Below are 15323 nucleotides of genomic sequence, written 5' to 3'. Positions count from 1 at the left end.
AATAGGGGAATTGTGGTAAAATGGTAAATGAAACAAGGGGCAGATGAGGTCTTCTTGTGAAGTCGAGTGCAGTTCATAGGACTGGATGCTGCATCTGCTGTTGGCTTTGCGGTACACTAGATGGGTGTGCCTTTTTTGTTGAAAGGTAGTAGCAGCAAGAGGAAAGGAAATACGATGAATCTAAGACAGCTTGCCCCAGAGGGTAAGACAGCCCTTTGCGGGATTCTCAATGTTACCCCAGATTCCTTTTCGGATGGGGGCAGATATGATACGGTGGAAAAGGCTCTGGAGCAGGCGCGCAAGATGATAGCTCAAGGAGCTCACCTGCTGGATATCGGTGGTGAGTCGACTCGTCCGGGCAGCCATTTTGTGGACATTGGAGCGGAGATAGGTCGTGTGGTACCAGTCATTGAGGCTCTTCGTCGGGCGACTGATATTCTTATTTCTGTGGATACTTGGAAGGCACCAGTTGCAGAAGCAGCTTTGGCCGCTGGAGCCAATATCATCAATGACATCACAGGACTCTTAGGTGATGAGAGAATGTCAGTTGTGGCTGCCAAGGCTGGAGCGCCAGTTATTGCCATGTTCAATCCAGTCATGGCCCGGCCCCAACACACCAGTTCGAAAATCTTTCCGACTTTTGGCTTTGAGCCAGCTTTTACGGATTCAGAATTAGCAAATTTTGAACAGCTGGATATTGAGGCACTCATGTGGGCATTTTTTGAAAAAACACTGGGGAAAGCTAAGCAAGCTGGTCTGGACCGTGAGCAAATCATGCTGGATCCAGGGATTGGTTTTGGCTTGACCAAACGGGAAAATCTCTTGCTCTTACAGGAACTGGACAGCATTCATCAGGCAGGCTTTCCCATTTTTCTGGGTGTCTCTCGCAAGCGCTTTTTGGTCAATATCTTGGAGGAAAATGGTTTTGAGACTGACCCAGAGACAGCCGCTGGTTTTCAAAACAGAGACCTAGCTTCAGCTCATTTGACCAGCATTGCAGCTAGTCAGGGTGTCGAGGCTGTCCGAGTGCATGATGTGGAAGTCCACCGGATGGCAGCCGAGATTGGCGATGCTATTCGACTGGCTCAGAAAATGGAAGATCTAAATTTACAGCAGTATAAATGAGTATGATAAAAGAAGAATTGCCAGATTTAAGCTGGCTGGAAGCCTATCGGACGGATAGTCCTAATTTTGGCTTGGAGCGGATGGAGCGGATGCTGGCGCTGCGGGGAAATCCCCATTTGCAGCTGTCAGTGATTCATATAGGGGGGACCAACGGGAAGGGTTCAACCATTGCCCACCTGCGTCAACTCTTGGAAATGCGGGGTCTGCGTGTAGGAACCTTTACCTCCCCCTATTTGATCAGCTACAATGAACAAATCGCCATCAATGGCCGGTCTATTCCCAATCAAGATTTGTCGCGCCTGCTAGAGATCTATCGAGCTCTCTTTGAAGAGCAAGCGAACGATGAGGTTTTGCAGGGAGTGACTGAGTTTGAAATCATGACGGCTTTGGCCTATGATTATTTGGCTCAGGAGCGGGTCGATGTGGCCATTATGGAGGTCGGCATGGGCGGCCTCTTGGACAGTACCAATGTCTGCCGCCCTGATTTGACAGCCATTACGACCATTGGCTTAGATCATGTGGCTTTGCTGGGGCATTCGCTGGCAGCAATTGCCGAGCAGAAGGCTGGGATTATCAAGCCAAATGTGCCCTTGGTGACTGGGCGGATTGAGCTAGAAGCTCTGGCGGTTATCGAGGACAAGGCTCATCAAATGCAAGCGCCTCACTATGTTTATGGGCAGTCTTATCAAGTGCAGAGCTTGGGCGGGACTGACTCAGGAGAGCAATTTAGCTTTTCCAATGCCTATCGGGAGGCGGAGCCTTACCTGACACCTCTGTTGGGGCAACATCAGGTAGACAACGCTGGTTTGGCGATTCAGCTCTGTGACCTCTATTGTCAGCTCAAGCAGCTACCGCTGTTAACAAAAGAGCAAGTTAGCGCAGCTTTAGTGGCGACAAACTGGCCGGGGCGGATGGAGCAGATTTTGCATCAGCCTCGTATTTTGCTTGATGGTGCCCACAATCCCCATGCCATGGAGAGGTTGACGAGGACCTTGAGCCAGCATTATCCAGACTTAGATAAGAAAATCCTTTTCAGCTGTATCCAGACCAAGTCTCTGGAGGAAATGGTGGGTCAGCTTAAGCAGGTGCCTAAGAGTCAACTAATTTTAACTAGTTTTGCGGATCTACGGAGCTTTTCCAAAGAAAACATGGAGGCGCTGGCCGGTGAGCAGGGCTTGGACTATGCTGATTGGCAGAGATTTTTAGAGGCTTATTTGAAAGCTGAGCATAGGGATGATGAGCTGCTGCTTATCACGGGCTCCCTTTATTTCCTAGCTCAGGTCAGGGCCTATATCATTGACAAAGAAAAAGAATCTAGGAGTGAATATGGACACGAAGAAAATTGAAGCAGCAGTTGCCCAGATTATTGAGGCGGTTGGCGAAGACGGAAATCGCGAAGGCTTGCAGGAGACGCCACAGCGCATTGCCAAGATGTATCAGGAAATTTTTGCTGGGCTGGGCGAGACGGCTGAGGAGCATCTATCCAAGTCTTTTGAAATCATTGACAATAATATGGTGGTGGAGAAGGATATTTTCTTTCATTCCATGTGTGAGCACCACTTCCTGCCATTTTACGGGAAGGTTCACATCGCCTATGTGCCTAATGGTCGGGTAGCAGGCTTGTCCAAGCTGGCTCGAACGGTAGAAGTCTATGCTAAGAAACCGCAGATTCAAGAGCGATTGACCGTAGAGATTGCTGAGGCCTTGATGGACTATCTGGGTGCTCAAGGTGCCCTGGTCTGGGTGGAAGCTGAGCATATGTGTATGAATATGCGCGGAGTCAGAAAGCCTGGCACTGCAACGGTTACTACAGCGGCGCGCGGCGTTTTAGCGACGGACAAGGACCTGAAAAATGAAGCTTACAAACTGATGGGGCATTGATTTTATCAGTGGTGGAGCAAGTCAGGAAGGGCTAGATAGTTTTATCAAGGGTGAATGCAGAAACTTGAATCAGAAAGGATAAGAAAATGGATCAGCTGCGCATTAAGGATTTGGAAGTGTATGCCTATCACGGTCTGTTTGGAGCAGAGAAGGAATTGGGCCAGCGTTTTGTGCTGGATCTGATTTTGGACTATGATATGACTCGAGCGGCCAAAACAGGTGACCTGACAGCTTCTATCCACTATGGAGAATTGGCTCAAGATTTGACCCACTGGTGTCAGGAAAGCAAGGAGGACTTGATTGAGACGCTGGCTTACAAGCTGATTGATCAGATTTTTCTGACCCATCCTTTAGTGCAGAAGGTCAGCTTGGAGGTCAAAAAGCCTTGGGCGCCAGTGCCGCTGCCTTTAGAGACCTGCTCAGTCAAACTAGTGCGTCAAAAGCGGAAGGCCTTTATCGCTTTGGGAAGCAATCAAGGCAACCCAGCTGCCAATCTGGATGCTGCTTTGGAAAAAATGGCAGAGCAAAATATAAGAATTTTGCAGGCATCAAGCCGCATTGAGACGGAGCCTTGGGGTGGCGTTGAGCAGGATCCGTTCCTCAATCAAGTTGTTGAAGTGGAGACTTGGCTCAATCCTGAGGAATTAATGCAGACACTCTTGGCTATCGAAGCGGAACTAGGGCGCGTGCGGGAGATCAAATGGGGGCCTCGTGTGATTGATCTGGATATTCTTTACATAGGACAAGAAGAGTTATACAGTCCAAACTTGATTGTTCCTCATCCTTATGTGGCGGAGCGGGCTTTTGTCTTGCAATCTCTGGTGGAAATCGCCCCACACTTTGTCGATCCGGTGCAGAAAAAAAGCATCCGCCAGCTCTGGGATGCAGTTGAAAAATGAGAAAAGAAACTTGTCGCGAGGCAAGTTTTTTTATTGTCTGAACTTTCTCTGAACTTGTCCTTGTATACTAAAGAAAAAACAAAAGGAGTTCAGTATGGAACATATAGTGAAAATAGAAGGAGTCTGCAAAAAGCATGGCAGCAAGCAGATTCTAAAAGATATCTCTTTTACAGCTAGAAGCGGGCGGATTACAGCTTTTCTAGGCCCAAATGGTGCAGGGAAAAGTTCGACCTTGAGGATTCTCTTGGGGCTTGATCGGGCGACAGCAGGGACTGCGACTTTTGATGGGCAAACCTATCAGTCAATGACCTATCCGCTCAGAACGGTAGGTGCAGCCTTTGACGGCATTGGCGGTCTGCCAAATCGAAAGGTCTATGACCACTTGAGGATTATTGCGGCTAGTAATGCTATTCCCAAGTCTCGGATCGATGAGGTTTTGGAGATGACTGGAATCGCTCATAAGAGGAAGGACCTCTTGTCAAGCCTGTCTCTAGGGGAAAGTCAGCGGCTGGGTTTGGCTGCAGCTTTGCTGGGTGATCCTCAGTTTCTTATATTAGATGAGCCGACTAATGGACTGGATCCAAGTGGGATTAAGTGGTTTAGAAAGTTCATCCGTCAGCAGGCTGATTTAGGGAAAACGGTACTTCTATCTTCTCATATCCTATCAGAGGTGCAAATGGTGACAGATGATGTAGTCTTGATTCATCATGGGCGAATTATTGAGCAGGGACCATTGGAAGAGGTGCTGCAAGATTCAGACAGTCTAGAAGATCTCTTCTTTGATTTGACAGAGGAGGTTTAAGATGAGAGAATCGGTGTCCTTATTGCATTCAGAATGGTTGAAAATTCGCTCAACCAAGGCTTTCAAAGTGAGTATGGCCTTCATGCTGCTATTGGTGCCTGCCGTATCCTGGCTGGAGGGTCGACAGTATTTATCTGTCGGCTTGGATGCCACGCCTGAGACGGTTCCCGGCCTGGCAGAAGCCATTGACCCGCTGGAATATCTAGGCCTCAATGGGGCTTCTATGGCAGGCATGGTTTTGGTCATCTTAGCTGGAATTTTGGGAGCTATGGAATTTCAGTCTCATAGCTTGAGAACCAGTCTCTTGACCTGTAATAACCGCCTGAAGTTGCTTGTGGGGAAACTCATGACCTTTGCTTGCTTTTCTCTTGCCAGTAGCTTTTTATCAATCTACTGTAGTTATATGGTCATGCATCTTGCTTTAGGAAAGGAAGGGCTTGATCCGATTCTGCTCAATCAGGCAGCTTGGAGTTTGATTTTGTGGAAAACCTTATCTCTAACCCTATTAGGAATCCTTTCATTTTTGTTAGGTTTATTGGCTCGGACCATGCTAGTTCCTCTGCTTTTTCTCGTGCCACAGATCTATAATCTAGGAAACTACCTGGCAGCTCACACGAGTTGGGGAGCTTATCTGCCACAACCAGCAGGAGAGTTGTTTGCTGCAACGCCAACTTCCCAATATGTCAATAATCCCTTGCAAGGGCTGTTGATACTAGGCACATGGTTGCTGGTCATTGGCGGCATGACCTCTCTGCGCTTTTTGAAGACGGATTTAGGAGGGCGATACTGATGATAAAAGCTCTACTTAGAAGCGAATGGATTAAGTTCCGTTCTTACTATCTCGCTCTTGGTGCAGCCTTGGTGGCTCTGGTAGCTGTTCCATTTTTTCTAATGAATCTTGACTACAGTCAGACAGCAGTTGGTCAGATGAAGGCTCTGAGCGAGGTTTTGCACGCCCTCTATCTGGCGCAGCCTGTCATCGTCATCTTTACTTCTCTCTATTTTGCCCAGGAGTTTGTCAAGTCTGGGATGCGAACGAATTTTCTAACCGTATCAAATAGAAAGGCTTGGTTGGCTGGGAAATTCCTGTTTCTGGCCTTGCTGCTCTTGGCTCTCTACAGTGTCATGATAGGCAGCTGTTTCCTTGTTATGCTGGCTCGATTTGACCTAGACTTTAGCTGGTCCTTACTGGGGAAATTCCTTTATTACAGCTTTTTTGGTCTTCTCAGCAATCTTTTTATGGCTTTTTTAACTGCCGGCCTCGCTTTGCTATTTCAATCTTGGGTTGTGCCGGTGTCAGTGCTCTTTCCTCTCTTGATTGGTCTCAGCCGTTTATTGGCAACGTTCATCAAGGAAGCAAAATACCTGCCCGATCTGGCTACGCTAAATCTTTTTGAGTATGAAGGGTTTCAGCATTCAATAGATCTATCAGGGCTGGGAATACAGCTGTTATGGTTAGCTTTGGTTTGGAGCTCTGCTATATTCTTAACCTTGAAACGAGATGTTCGCTAGAGGTATGCTATAATGGAAAATATGAGACAGTATCGTATTTTGGTAGTTGATGACGACCGGAGCATTTTGAAGCTGGTGAAAAACGTCTTAGAGCTCGATGCTTATGATGTGACGACGCTTGATCGGATAGAAGACCTAGAGCTGACGCATTTTGTCGGATATGACTTGATTCTGCTGGATGTGATGATGGAGCCTGTTAATGGTTTTGAGCTGTGTTCCTACATTCGTCCTCATTTTTCGTGTCCAATCATCTTTCTGACGGCCAAGGAGTTGGAGGAGGACAAAGTAGAAGGGCTCTTTCGCGGAGCAGATGACTATATTGTCAAGCCTTTTGGAACCAAAGAATTGCTGGCGCGTGTCAGGGCTCATCTTCGGCGGGAGGAAAGACGTGAGGAGCGCTATTCTGAGATTGCTTCTTGTCAATTTTATCCAGAGCGCTATGAAGTTGCCTGTTTTGGTAAAGTCTTGAAATTTTCAGAGCGAGAGTTTAAGTTGCTGCATTTACTTGCTAGCAATCCCAAGCAGACCTTTTCAGCTGAACGCCTGCATACCTTGCTTTATCCAGAAAGCTCAGAAACACAGCTTCGATCCATCTCAGAATACGTATATCAGATTCGTCAAAAATGTAAACAAGAAGGGCTGCAAGCAATCGCAACAGTGAGAGGAGTAGGCTATAGATGGCAATTAGAACCCGAAATTTCAAAAGCCTAGTCTGGACAACCAGTTTAAAAATCGTCTTTTTCCATGTTTTAATTTTTGTGCTTATAGGTTATGAATTTACACAAGGCAGCGATTATGCCCTTTTCACCTTGTTCTTTTGGGCAGGGAGCTTGCTGCTGATTACTTTTTATCATATTTTGAAATTGCTCCGAAAAATCGACAGGGAAATAAAAATGCTAACGAGCAAGAAGCTTTTAGAAGAAAATCAAAGCCAGCTTTTTCGGATCGAGGAAATGCTCGAAGTCTATAGTGATTTACGGAGCAGCCACCAAGAAAATGCTCGTCTTCTAGAAAAAGAGCAGCAGCATAATCAGGAATTGATTTTACAGCTATCAGCGACATCGCACGATTTGAAGACGCCCCTAACTGTGATTAAGGGAAATGCTGAGCTCTTGGAATTGGCACAGTTGGGCTATCCACAGGCAGACTATGCTGCTGAGATTTTGCAGGCTAGTCACAAGATGGAAGAGTATTGTGGCTCTTTGATTGATTACGCTAAGACTTTTCAGATTGATGCTAATCAGTTCAGTCAGCTTTCCTTAGGGGACTTTTTGGCTGATCTCCAGAACGACTGGGCACTGTTCAGCAAACAGGAAAGCTATTGTTTTTATCTCCAAGAAGATTGTGATCTTAGTCTGATTTTGTCGATTCATTTGGACTATCTCAAACGGGCTTTGCTTAATATTTTACTGAATGCGCTTGAACATGCAGACCAAGACCAAAAAGAAGTCAAGCTAACGCTATCAGTGCAGCAGGACCAGTTGGTTTTTGCTATCTGGAACAATGGTCCTGCATTTTCAGAGGAGATGCTGCTGGGAGCGGAACAGCTCTTTTACCAGAGTGACCAAAGTCGCAATTCAGCTAATCCCCATCATGGCATCGGCTTAGCCTTTTCTAAGCAGGTCGCTCTCTTGCATGGTGGTCGTCTGACCCTGCTCAATCCGGACCAAGGAGGAGCTTGTGTCGAATTGGCTTTAGCTTTGGAAAGCAAATAACAAAGGAAATCAATAAAGATGATGAAAGAGAGTGGGACAGACAGCCATGACGACATAGCCGTCACCCACAGAAACACGAAAATAAAGACAAAAGCCCTCATTTAGAAGTATAATCTAAGTGAGGGCTTTGTGGTTGATAATTTCTTGAATATCACTTTCGCGGGACAAACTAATCCACTCTACCGACGAGTACCCCAAAATATCGCCTTGAGCATGAGTATAAAAATACGACAACGGTATCGGTAGACAAGCTCTCTGACTTTATAAATGGAGGGAATCACAATGGATGTTCTCTATCAATCTTGTGCAGGTATGGATGTCCATCAAGCTACTCTTGTGGTTTGTATTCTACATGGGCCGCTCACTTCTACTCGTCCAAAGCGTGAAATGGCCCAGTTTGATACAACAACAAAAGGATTAAAAGCCTGTCATGATTTTCTCAGTCAATTTCATGTAGAAGCCGTCGGCATGGAAAGCACAGGAGTTTACTGGAGACCTGTCTGGCATGAACTCTGTGATGACTTTGAACTCATCCTAGCACAGCCTGCTCATATGAAAGCTATTCCAGGTCAAAAAACAGATAAGAAAGATGCTCACTGGATTGCTCAATTAACACGAATCGGTCTGCTCCCTCGCAGTTTCGTTCCTGATGAAACCATTCAAGAATTGAGAGAGTTAACACGACAACGGAAACACTATGTAGAGAGCCGTAATCGTGAGACCAATCGGATCCATAAAATCCTCCAATCAGGAGGTAGAAGCTGACAACCTACATAGAAGATATCATGGGGGCTTCTGGTCGAAACTTACTGCAACTGCTTATTGATGAGACGCCCCTTACCCCAAGAATGATCCACCAATCTGTTTATACCAGTTTGAAAAGAAAAGTTCCCCAACTCCTTGAGGCACTTGATGGGTATTTTTCGGCTCATCATCGTTTTATGTTAGGTCAGTCCTTGGAGATTTACGATTTTTATCAAGAACAAATCGATTGTTTAGAAGAGCGTATGAACGGCTATCTAAATCTCTATGAGAGACCAGTGGAAATCCTAGATTCTATTCCTGGTATTGATCTCATTACAGCCTCTGTGATCATAGCGGAAATTGGGGTAGACATGAGCCAATTCCCAACAGCTGGACATCTTGCTTCCTGGGCTGGTTTGTGTCCTGGAAATAATGAAAGTGCCGGTAAAAAGAGGAGTACAAAAATCAGACATGGCAATTCCTATTTAAAAAGGTATCTCTGTCAAACAGTTTTTGCTGCAAAAAAACAAAAAGGAAGTCCACTAGCAGAGCGTTATTACCAGATTCAAAGCAGGAGAGGACCGCAAAAAGCAACTATTGCACTCGCACATCAACTTCTTAAAATAGTTTATACCCTTTTGAAAGAAAATCTTACTTATCAGGAGTTTGTGCTACAAAAAAGGCTACTAGAGACGAGCCAGTAGCCTAATACAATTTTTTCACTTTCATTATATCACAAGGGGAGTCTTTTTGCGCTCTTTTGAGTTTTCGTATAAGAAATCGGTAATTCGTTAGAATTCGATTTCGTCGTCCCACCTCCGCACAGTTGAGTAGGGCTGTAAAAGCTGATGAAATCAGCGTAATAGAGCCCACTCAACCACTGCGTCTTNCTCGACAANCCAAANACAATTGAGAGGCTAGGACTTTTGTCCCAGCCTCTTTTTTGCCGCTTTCTTCTTGACAAAAGATGTAAAGGAGACTATACTATGTTTGAAAAGTAAAGTTTGTTTTACATTGCGAAAAGGAGGCAGCCTTGGAAAATCGAATTCAAGAATTGCGAAAAAGAAAAAAGCTCAGCCAAGAAGAACTGGCTGAGAAGCTAGAAGTTACGAGACAAACGATTATTTCTTTGGAAAAGGGCCGCTACAATGCTTCGCTGCTTTTGGCTCATAAAATTGCATCCTTTTTCAATTTAAGGATTGAAGAAGTGTTTCTCTTTGAGGAGGATGAATCATGAAATGGACTTATTTGTGTAAATGGATATTGGCTATTTTGGTCGTTGTTGGCTTGTCTTATCTCCATTTGCAAGCCAATTTTATCCCTAAGGAAATCCTGCCTGTTGTGGGAATGTTCCTGATTGTCGTGATTTTGAAAATTTTTCAAGCGTATGAAAAATAGGAGGCTGATATGGAAGCATTAACTAAACAAGAATTTCGGAAAAAACTTCAAAAGAAAGTGATCATAGGTCGCATCCTAATCCTAGTCCTCTGGCTGGGACTGGGATGGAGCTACATTCATTCTCTGGATGATTTACAGGAAGGCATCATGGTGGGTCTGCTTTTAGGGATTTCTTTGATGGTTCTGCGTTATAATCTTGCCTTGAAACAGGAGGAAGCCTTTAATAGGCTCTACATTCAGGTGACGGATGAGCGCAATCGGATGATTGACGAAAAGACTCGCACTCTGCTGTTTGACATCCTATTGCTGCTGGCAGCAGGACTAAGCCTTCTGTCTATGATTTTTCCTATCATTTTAAATCTCAATCAGTTTCTGACCTTGACCATTATCCTAGTTTTGGGACTTTACTATCTCTTGCGCTTTCTCCTGTCTAAACGTTATTAAAAAGAGGCTGGGACAAAAGTCCTAGCCTCTCAATTGTATTTGGATTGTCGAGTAAGACGCAGTGGTTGAGTGGACTCTACTACGCTGATTTCATCAGCTTTTACAGCCCTACTCAACTGTGCGGAGGTGGGACGACGAAATCGAATTCTGATGAATTACCGATTTCTGTCCCACTCTCTCTCAACAAGCTTTTAACAGAGCTTGTTTTTATTTTCTATAAAGTCGATCATACTGATGAACAGGATCCATGGTTACATGGATGCCGAGTTTGCGCAGGACATTTTTGTCTTCATCTGTCAGCATTACGGTTGAATGAGCTTCGCTGCCCTTGAGATTTCCAAGCTCTTGCATGGCTTGGGCAGCATCTTGATTTTCCATGGCTGTGATTGCCAGAGCCATCAAGATCTCATTTGAGTGAAGGCGCGGATTGCGGCTGCCCAAATGATTGATTTTCAGACCTTGGATTGGTTTAACGTACTCGGGCTCGATCAGCTTAGTCTCTTTGGCAATATTGGCTAATTTCTTAATGGCATTAATCAATACAGCAGCCGTAGGGCCAAAGAGTTCAGAGGTTTTACCAGTTACGATTTCACCGTTTGGTAATTCCAAGGCCAGAGCTGGTTCACCAGTGCTTTCAGCTTTATCGCGCGCAACAACTGTTACTTTACGATCCAGTGGTGTGATGCCTAGGTCATTCATCAAGAGTTCGATTTTCTTGATAGCAGATTCAGAAACGCGCTCCGCCTTGAAGTCTAGAATCGTCTGGTAGTAGCGGCGGATGATTTCCTGTTGAGATGCCTCGATAGCCGCATCATTATCTACAATGGCAAAGCCGACCATGTTGACGCCCATGTCTGTTGGAGAAGCATAAGGTGATTTACCTAGGATACGCTCCAGCATACGCTTAAGGACTGGGAAAATTTCGATATCACGGTTGTAGTTGACAGTGGTTTCGCCATAGGTTTGCAGGTGGAAAGGGTCAATCATATTGACATCGTCCAAGTCCGCTGTTGCTGCCTCATAAGCTAGATTGACCGGATGGTGCAGGGGCAGATTCCAAACAGGGAAGGTCTCAAACTTGGCATAGCCTGATTTGAGACCATTGATTTGGTCATGATACATGTTGGACAAGCAAGTAGCTAATTTACCAGAACCAGGACCAGGCGCAGTCACTACGACCAGATTTCGACTGGTCTTAATATAGTCGTTCTTGCCCATTCCCTCAGGTGAGATGATATGGTCCATATCAGTAGGATAGCCCTTGATTGGATAGTGGATGTAGGAGTCAATTCCATTCTTTTCTAGCTGAGCGCGGAAGAGATCAGCTGCTGGCTGACCAGAATATTGGGTAATGACTACGGATCCTACATAAATATCCAGCTCGTTAAAGGTATCGATTAGGCGCAGCACTTCTTGGTCATAGGAAATGCCCAAGTCCCCACGTGCTTTAGAGTGCTCAATATTATTGGCATTGATAGCAATGACAATCTCTACTTGGTCCTTGAGCTCTTTGAGCAGTCTAATTTTATTGTCCGGCTCATAACCTGGCAGGACACGGGCAGCGTGGAAGTCTTCCAGCATTTTACCGCCGAATTCCATGTACAATTTGCCCTCAAATTGATTAATGCGCTCCAAGATATGGTCGCGCTGCAGGTTTAAGTATTTTTCTGAATCAAAAGCAATTTTTTTCATGTATAGTTTCACCTCTGCTAAGCATTATAACAAAATTTTCTTCAAATTGGAAAATTAAAAGAAAGTATATTAGATAAAATAGATAGCAGCCCGAATGAAGAACGGGCTGCTTTTCGAAATCAGTAGTTGGTAATCGTGTCCACTGTTGCGCGATCTAGCTTTTTAACCAGAGCTTGCAGGAAGGCTTGGGCTTGCAGGAAATCGTCCATGGCATAGAGAGTTTGGTGGGAATGAATGTAGCGAGCGCAGACACCGATGGTAGTAGATGGTACGCCGCCGCTTTGGAGATGGGCAGCGCCAGCATCCGTTCCGCCCTTGCCGCAGTAGTATTGATACTTGATGCCAGCTTCTTCTGCGGTTGTCAAGAGGAAGTCTTTCATAGCTGGCAGCATGAGATGACCCGGATCAAAGAAACGAATCAGCGTTCCATCACCGATGGCTCCTTGACCGCCGTAGATGTCACCAGCTGGGGAGCAGTCCACAGCTAGGAAGACCTCAGGGGCAAATTTTGTCGTTGAAGCATGGGCACCACGCAGGCCAACCTCTTCTTGAACATTGGCGCCGACATAGAGTTGGTTTCCTAGTTCTTGACCAGACAAGGTTTGAGCCAATTCGCTGACCATAAGGACGCCGTAGCGGTTATCCCAGGCTTTGGAGATGATATTTTTTCCGTTAGCTGTGAGAATAGCAGAGCTGTCTGGCACGATCGTGTCTCCTGGACGGATGCCGTAGCTTTCAGCTTCTGTCTTATCTGCAAAGCCACCGTCAAAGACAATATCTGCAATCTGTGGCATGACTGGTCCGCCAGCACCGCGTGTCAGATGAGGAGGGACAGAGCCTGAGATGACAGGGATTTCTCGTCCTTCGCGGGTAAAGAGTTTGAAGCGTTGACTGCTCACGACCAATGGATTCCAGCCACCGATTTCCACTACACGGAAAGTCCCGTCGGGCTTGATCTCGCTGACCATGAAGCCAACCTCGTCCATGTGAGCCGCAACCAGAACGCGGGGAGCATTTTCAGCTTGAGAATGCCGAACCCCGAAGATGCCGCCTAGACCGTCGGTAACGACCTCATCAACGTGAGGAGTGATTTTTTCTCGCAGATAGCTGCGGACAGGTGCCTCGTGACCAGAGATTGCTGAAAGCTCTGTCACTTCCTTGATTTTTGAAAATAAGTCAGACATAAATTTACCTTCTTTCTGCCTCTATTTTATCACTTTTTTAGAGGGAATAACAGGATGAACTAAAAGAAGCTGAGAAATCTGCAATATTGTTTGTCGCCTATGCGCTTTTGTGTTAAAATATTCTACATGAAAGCTAAAAAAATCATTTTAACGACAACCGCTCTTTTGGGAGCGGGAGCCGTGGCCTTTGGAGCTGCCAAGCTTGTGCAGGAGCAGAAAAGACTGCGTAATAGAGAAGAAATTGTTCAGGTCGTGCGGGAATTTTTTGCCAGCCGAGGACCGATTGCAACGGTCTATGTGGAACTTTATGAATCAAGCGACAGCCGCACTGTTGGAGGAGTTGTCCTAGAAGACGACCGTCATTTCACCTTCGTATATGAAAATGATCAGCTGACCTATGAGGAAGAGTGATGATTCGGCCGCAAAGTATGGAGGAGCTAGCTTCTTATGTGGAGCATAAGGAGAAGACTGTCTTCTTTTTCACAGCAGATTGGTGCGGAGACTGTCGCTTCATCAAGCCTTTTCTGCCAGAGATAGAAGCGGAGAATCCTGACTTTACCTTTGTCGAGGTGGATCGGGATCAGTATATGGCTGTGGCCCAAAAATGGGATGTTTATGGGATACCTAGTCTGGTTGTCGTGGAAGATGGACGAGAGATTGGTCGCTATGTCAATCGCGACCGCAAGACCAAGAGTCAAATCAATGATTTTTTAGCGAGTTTATAAAAAGTTTTAAAAGTATTTTTGGAGGAAGAAATGATTTTTACATATAACAAAGAGCATGTCGGAGATGTTCTCATGATCATCGCTGCCGATGATCAGGGAGCTAAACTAAGCGCTGAGCGCAAGGGAAATGTTGCGCGTGTTTACCGTGAAGATAATGGACAGACAGTAGCTTGGAACATTTTTGAATTGTCAAACCTTTTTGAAATTGCAGGGCGCGGACAGGTTCAGCTGACAGATGAGCAGGTTGCGACTCTCAATCAAGAATTGACCAAAGAAGGCTTCCAAGCCGAGCTGGTTAATGACCGTGATCCTAAGTTTATTGTGGGGGAAATCCTTGAGATGGTAGCCCACCCTGACAGTGACCACCTCAATATTTGTCAAGTGCAGGTGGCAGCTGATCAGACGGTTCAAATCGTGGCTGGCGCTCCGAATGCTCGTGTCGGTCTTAAGACGATCGTGGCTTTGCCTGGTGCTATGATGCCGAAGGGCAATCTCATCTTTCCAGGAGAACTCCGTGGCGAAAAGAGTTTTGGTATGATGTGCAGCCCACGGGAGCTCCAGTTGCCAAATGCACCGCAAAAACGTGGTATCATTGAATTGGCCGATAGTGAAACGGTCGGAACGGCCTTTGATCCAGCTAAACACTGGCAGTCTTAAGACTTAGTATAGAAAAGGAAATCGTGATTTTCACGATTTTTTTGTCTTTTCTCGCGAATAAATAGATAGGAGGAAAGAATATGTATAATAAAGTCATCATCATTGGCCGGCTGACGGCTACACCAGAGTTACACAAGACAGCAAATGATAAGTCGGTCGCGCGTGCGACAGTGGCGGTGAATCGCCGGTACAAGAGCCAAAACGGAGAGCGTGAAGCGGATTTTATCAATCTTGTTGTCTGGGGACGCTTGGCTGAAACCTTGGCAAGTTATGCTAGTAAGGGGAGTTTGATTTCTCTGGACGGAGAATTGCGGAGCCGCCGCTATGAAAAGGATGGAACCACTCATTATGTGACAGAAGTTCTTTGCAGCGGCTTTCAGCTTTTAGAAAGCCGAGCCCAGAGAGCACTCCGTGAGAATAATACTGGGGCAGATCTAGCAGATTTGGTGCTGGAAGAGGAGGAACTCCCTTTTTAAAAGTGGTTTTCTGGTCTTGAGTGTTCATGATAAAAGAGAAGAAAGTTAGGAAAGTGTTCCTAACTTTTT

The 15323-nt window shown here is 45.7% G+C and carries 18 protein-coding genes and 1 pseudogene; 17 read left to right on the top strand and 2 right to left on the bottom strand.

Going from position 1 to position 15323, the window contains the following annotated elements; translation table 11 throughout:
* The first annotated feature begins 174 nt into the window (after positions 1-174).
* The 13 genes and pseudogenes from folP to D8872_RS04680 all read left to right on the top strand — a co-directional run bounded on the left by folP (position 175) and on the right by D8872_RS04680 (position 10520).
* Positions 175-1125 (top strand): dihydropteroate synthase, encoded by a 951-nt coding sequence (gene folP / locus D8872_RS04745; RefSeq protein ID WP_185761390.1) that lies wholly within the window; start codon positions 175-177, stop codon positions 1123-1125.
* A gap of 2 nt (positions 1126-1127) precedes the next feature.
* Positions 1128-2471 carry a bifunctional folylpolyglutamate synthase/dihydrofolate synthase gene (locus D8872_RS04740; protein WP_125390163.1) on the top strand — a complete coding sequence of 448 codons (1344 nt, stop codon included), beginning with the start codon at positions 1128-1130 and terminating at the stop codon, positions 2469-2471.
* Positions 2452-3006, top strand: a complete 555-nt coding sequence (gene folE / locus D8872_RS04735) for a GTP cyclohydrolase I FolE (RefSeq protein ID WP_045498124.1) — start codon at positions 2452-2454, stop codon at positions 3004-3006. Before D8872_RS04740 ends, folE begins: the two co-directional genes overlap by 20 nt.
* Positions 3007-3092: 86 nt before the next feature.
* Positions 3093-3905, top strand: a complete 813-nt coding sequence (gene folK, locus D8872_RS04730) for a 2-amino-4-hydroxy-6-hydroxymethyldihydropteridine diphosphokinase (RefSeq protein ID WP_125390143.1) — start codon at positions 3093-3095, stop codon at positions 3903-3905.
* Between the two features lie 94 nt (positions 3906-3999).
* Positions 4000-4707, top strand: a complete 708-nt coding sequence (locus D8872_RS04725) for an ABC transporter ATP-binding protein (protein WP_125390142.1) — start codon at positions 4000-4002, stop codon at positions 4705-4707.
* A 1-nt stretch (position 4708) separates the two neighbouring features.
* On the top strand, positions 4709-5497 hold the full coding sequence (locus tag D8872_RS04720; protein ID WP_125390141.1) for a lantibiotic ABC transporter permease: 789 nt from the start codon (positions 4709-4711) through the stop codon (positions 5495-5497).
* Positions 5497-6219: an ABC transporter permease gene (locus tag D8872_RS04715; RefSeq protein ID WP_125390140.1), complete on the top strand. Its 723-nt coding sequence runs from the start codon at positions 5497-5499 to the stop codon at positions 6217-6219. Before D8872_RS04720 ends, D8872_RS04715 begins: the two co-directional genes overlap by 1 nt.
* A 12-nt stretch (positions 6220-6231) precedes the next feature.
* Positions 6232-6930, top strand: a complete 699-nt coding sequence (locus D8872_RS04710) for a response regulator transcription factor (protein ID WP_125390139.1) — start codon at positions 6232-6234, stop codon at positions 6928-6930.
* Complete coding sequence (locus tag D8872_RS04705; RefSeq protein ID WP_125390138.1) at positions 6897-7934, top strand: sensor histidine kinase; 1038 nt, start codon at positions 6897-6899, stop codon at positions 7932-7934. Before D8872_RS04710 ends, D8872_RS04705 begins: the two co-directional genes overlap by 34 nt.
* A 282-nt stretch (positions 7935-8216) precedes the next feature.
* A pseudogene (locus D8872_RS04700) lies at positions 8217-9382 on the top strand (IS110 family RNA-guided transposase).
* Positions 9383-9711: 329 nt separating this feature from the next.
* Entirely contained in the window at positions 9712-9915 is a 204-nt protein-coding gene (gene relB, locus D8872_RS04690; protein WP_002896748.1) for a type II toxin-antitoxin system RelB family anti-toxin, read from the top strand.
* Positions 9912-10076, top strand: coding sequence for a hypothetical protein (locus tag D8872_RS04685; RefSeq protein ID WP_125390137.1), 165 nt, complete (start codon positions 9912-9914; stop codon positions 10074-10076). The genes relB and D8872_RS04685 overlap by 4 nt, the downstream gene beginning before the upstream one ends.
* A 9-nt stretch (positions 10077-10085) precedes the next feature.
* Positions 10086-10520, top strand: a complete 435-nt coding sequence (locus D8872_RS04680; RefSeq protein WP_125390136.1) for a DUF2178 domain-containing protein — start codon at positions 10086-10088, stop codon at positions 10518-10520.
* Positions 10521-10727: 207 nt separating this feature from the next.
* On the opposite strand, the gene D8872_RS04670 is transcribed toward D8872_RS04680, so the two are convergent.
* Positions 10728-12212 carry a DUF1846 domain-containing protein gene (locus D8872_RS04670; RefSeq protein ID WP_125390135.1) on the bottom strand — a complete coding sequence of 495 codons (1485 nt, stop codon included), beginning with the start codon at positions 12210-12212 and terminating at the stop codon, positions 10728-10730.
* A 119-nt stretch (positions 12213-12331) separates the two neighbouring features.
* Positions 12332-13396, bottom strand: a complete 1065-nt coding sequence (gene pepA, locus D8872_RS04665; RefSeq protein ID WP_125390134.1) for a glutamyl aminopeptidase — start codon at positions 13394-13396, stop codon at positions 12332-12334.
* A gap of 126 nt (positions 13397-13522) precedes the next feature.
* On the opposite strand from pepA, the gene D8872_RS04660 reads away from it, so the two are divergent.
* The 4 genes from D8872_RS04660 (at position 13523) to D8872_RS04645 (ending at position 15254) form a co-directional block, all read left to right on the top strand.
* Positions 13523-13807 carry a DUF4651 domain-containing protein gene (locus tag D8872_RS04660; protein WP_125390133.1) on the top strand — a complete coding sequence of 95 codons (285 nt, stop codon included), beginning with the start codon at positions 13523-13525 and terminating at the stop codon, positions 13805-13807.
* Complete coding sequence (locus tag D8872_RS04655) at positions 13807-14121, top strand: thioredoxin family protein (protein WP_125390132.1); 315 nt, start codon at positions 13807-13809, stop codon at positions 14119-14121. Before D8872_RS04660 ends, D8872_RS04655 begins: the two co-directional genes overlap by 1 nt.
* 30 nt (positions 14122-14151) lie before the next feature.
* Positions 14152-14778, top strand: coding sequence for a YtpR family tRNA-binding protein (gene ytpR, locus D8872_RS04650; RefSeq protein WP_125390131.1), 627 nt, complete (start codon positions 14152-14154; stop codon positions 14776-14778).
* Positions 14779-14858: 80 nt separating this feature from the next.
* Positions 14859-15254, top strand: coding sequence for a single-stranded DNA-binding protein (locus D8872_RS04645; protein ID WP_015604291.1), 396 nt, complete (start codon positions 14859-14861; stop codon positions 15252-15254).
* Positions 15255-15323 lie beyond the last annotated feature (69 nt).

Origin of the sequence: Streptococcus cristatus (genome assembly GCF_003943815.1) — a bacterium.
GTDB lineage: Bacteria > Bacillota > Bacilli > Lactobacillales > Streptococcaceae > Streptococcus > Streptococcus cristatus_F.
Note: the sequence above shows the minus strand (reverse complement) of the source record. Positions and strands in the feature narration are given on the sequence as shown.

Coding starts and splice junctions, on each gene's coding strand:
- folK (WP_125390143.1), top strand. CDS start 3,093: ATGGATCAGCTGCGCATTAAGGATTTGGAAGTGTATGCCTATCACGGT.
- D8872_RS04705 (WP_125390138.1), top strand. CDS start 6,897: ATGGCAATTAGAACCCGAAATTTCAAAAGCCTAGTCTGGACAACCAGT.
- folP (WP_185761390.1), top strand. CDS start 175: ATGAATCTAAGACAGCTTGCCCCAGAGGGTAAGACAGCCCTTTGCGGG.
- D8872_RS04715 (WP_125390140.1), top strand. CDS start 5,497: ATGATAAAAGCTCTACTTAGAAGCGAATGGATTAAGTTCCGTTCTTAC.
- D8872_RS04740 (WP_125390163.1), top strand. CDS start 1,128: ATGATAAAAGAAGAATTGCCAGATTTAAGCTGGCTGGAAGCCTATCGG.
- ytpR (WP_125390131.1), top strand. CDS start 14,152: ATGATTTTTACATATAACAAAGAGCATGTCGGAGATGTTCTCATGATC.
- D8872_RS04680 (WP_125390136.1), top strand. CDS start 10,086: ATGGAAGCATTAACTAAACAAGAATTTCGGAAAAAACTTCAAAAGAAA.
- D8872_RS04710 (WP_125390139.1), top strand. CDS start 6,232: ATGGAAAATATGAGACAGTATCGTATTTTGGTAGTTGATGACGACCGG.
- D8872_RS04655 (WP_125390132.1), top strand. CDS start 13,807: ATGATTCGGCCGCAAAGTATGGAGGAGCTAGCTTCTTATGTGGAGCAT.
- D8872_RS04725 (WP_125390142.1), top strand. CDS start 4,000: ATGGAACATATAGTGAAAATAGAAGGAGTCTGCAAAAAGCATGGCAGC.
- D8872_RS04685 (WP_125390137.1), top strand. CDS start 9,912: ATGAAATGGACTTATTTGTGTAAATGGATATTGGCTATTTTGGTCGTT.
- D8872_RS04670 (WP_125390135.1), bottom strand. CDS start 12,212: ATGAAAAAAATTGCTTTTGATTCAGAAAAATACTTAAACCTGCAGCGC.
- D8872_RS04660 (WP_125390133.1), top strand. CDS start 13,523: ATGAAAGCTAAAAAAATCATTTTAACGACAACCGCTCTTTTGGGAGCG.
- D8872_RS04645 (WP_015604291.1), top strand. CDS start 14,859: ATGTATAATAAAGTCATCATCATTGGCCGGCTGACGGCTACACCAGAG.
- pepA (WP_125390134.1), bottom strand. CDS start 13,396: ATGTCTGACTTATTTTCAAAAATCAAGGAAGTGACAGAGCTTTCAGCA.
- folE (WP_045498124.1), top strand. CDS start 2,452: ATGGACACGAAGAAAATTGAAGCAGCAGTTGCCCAGATTATTGAGGCG.
- D8872_RS04720 (WP_125390141.1), top strand. CDS start 4,709: ATGAGAGAATCGGTGTCCTTATTGCATTCAGAATGGTTGAAAATTCGC.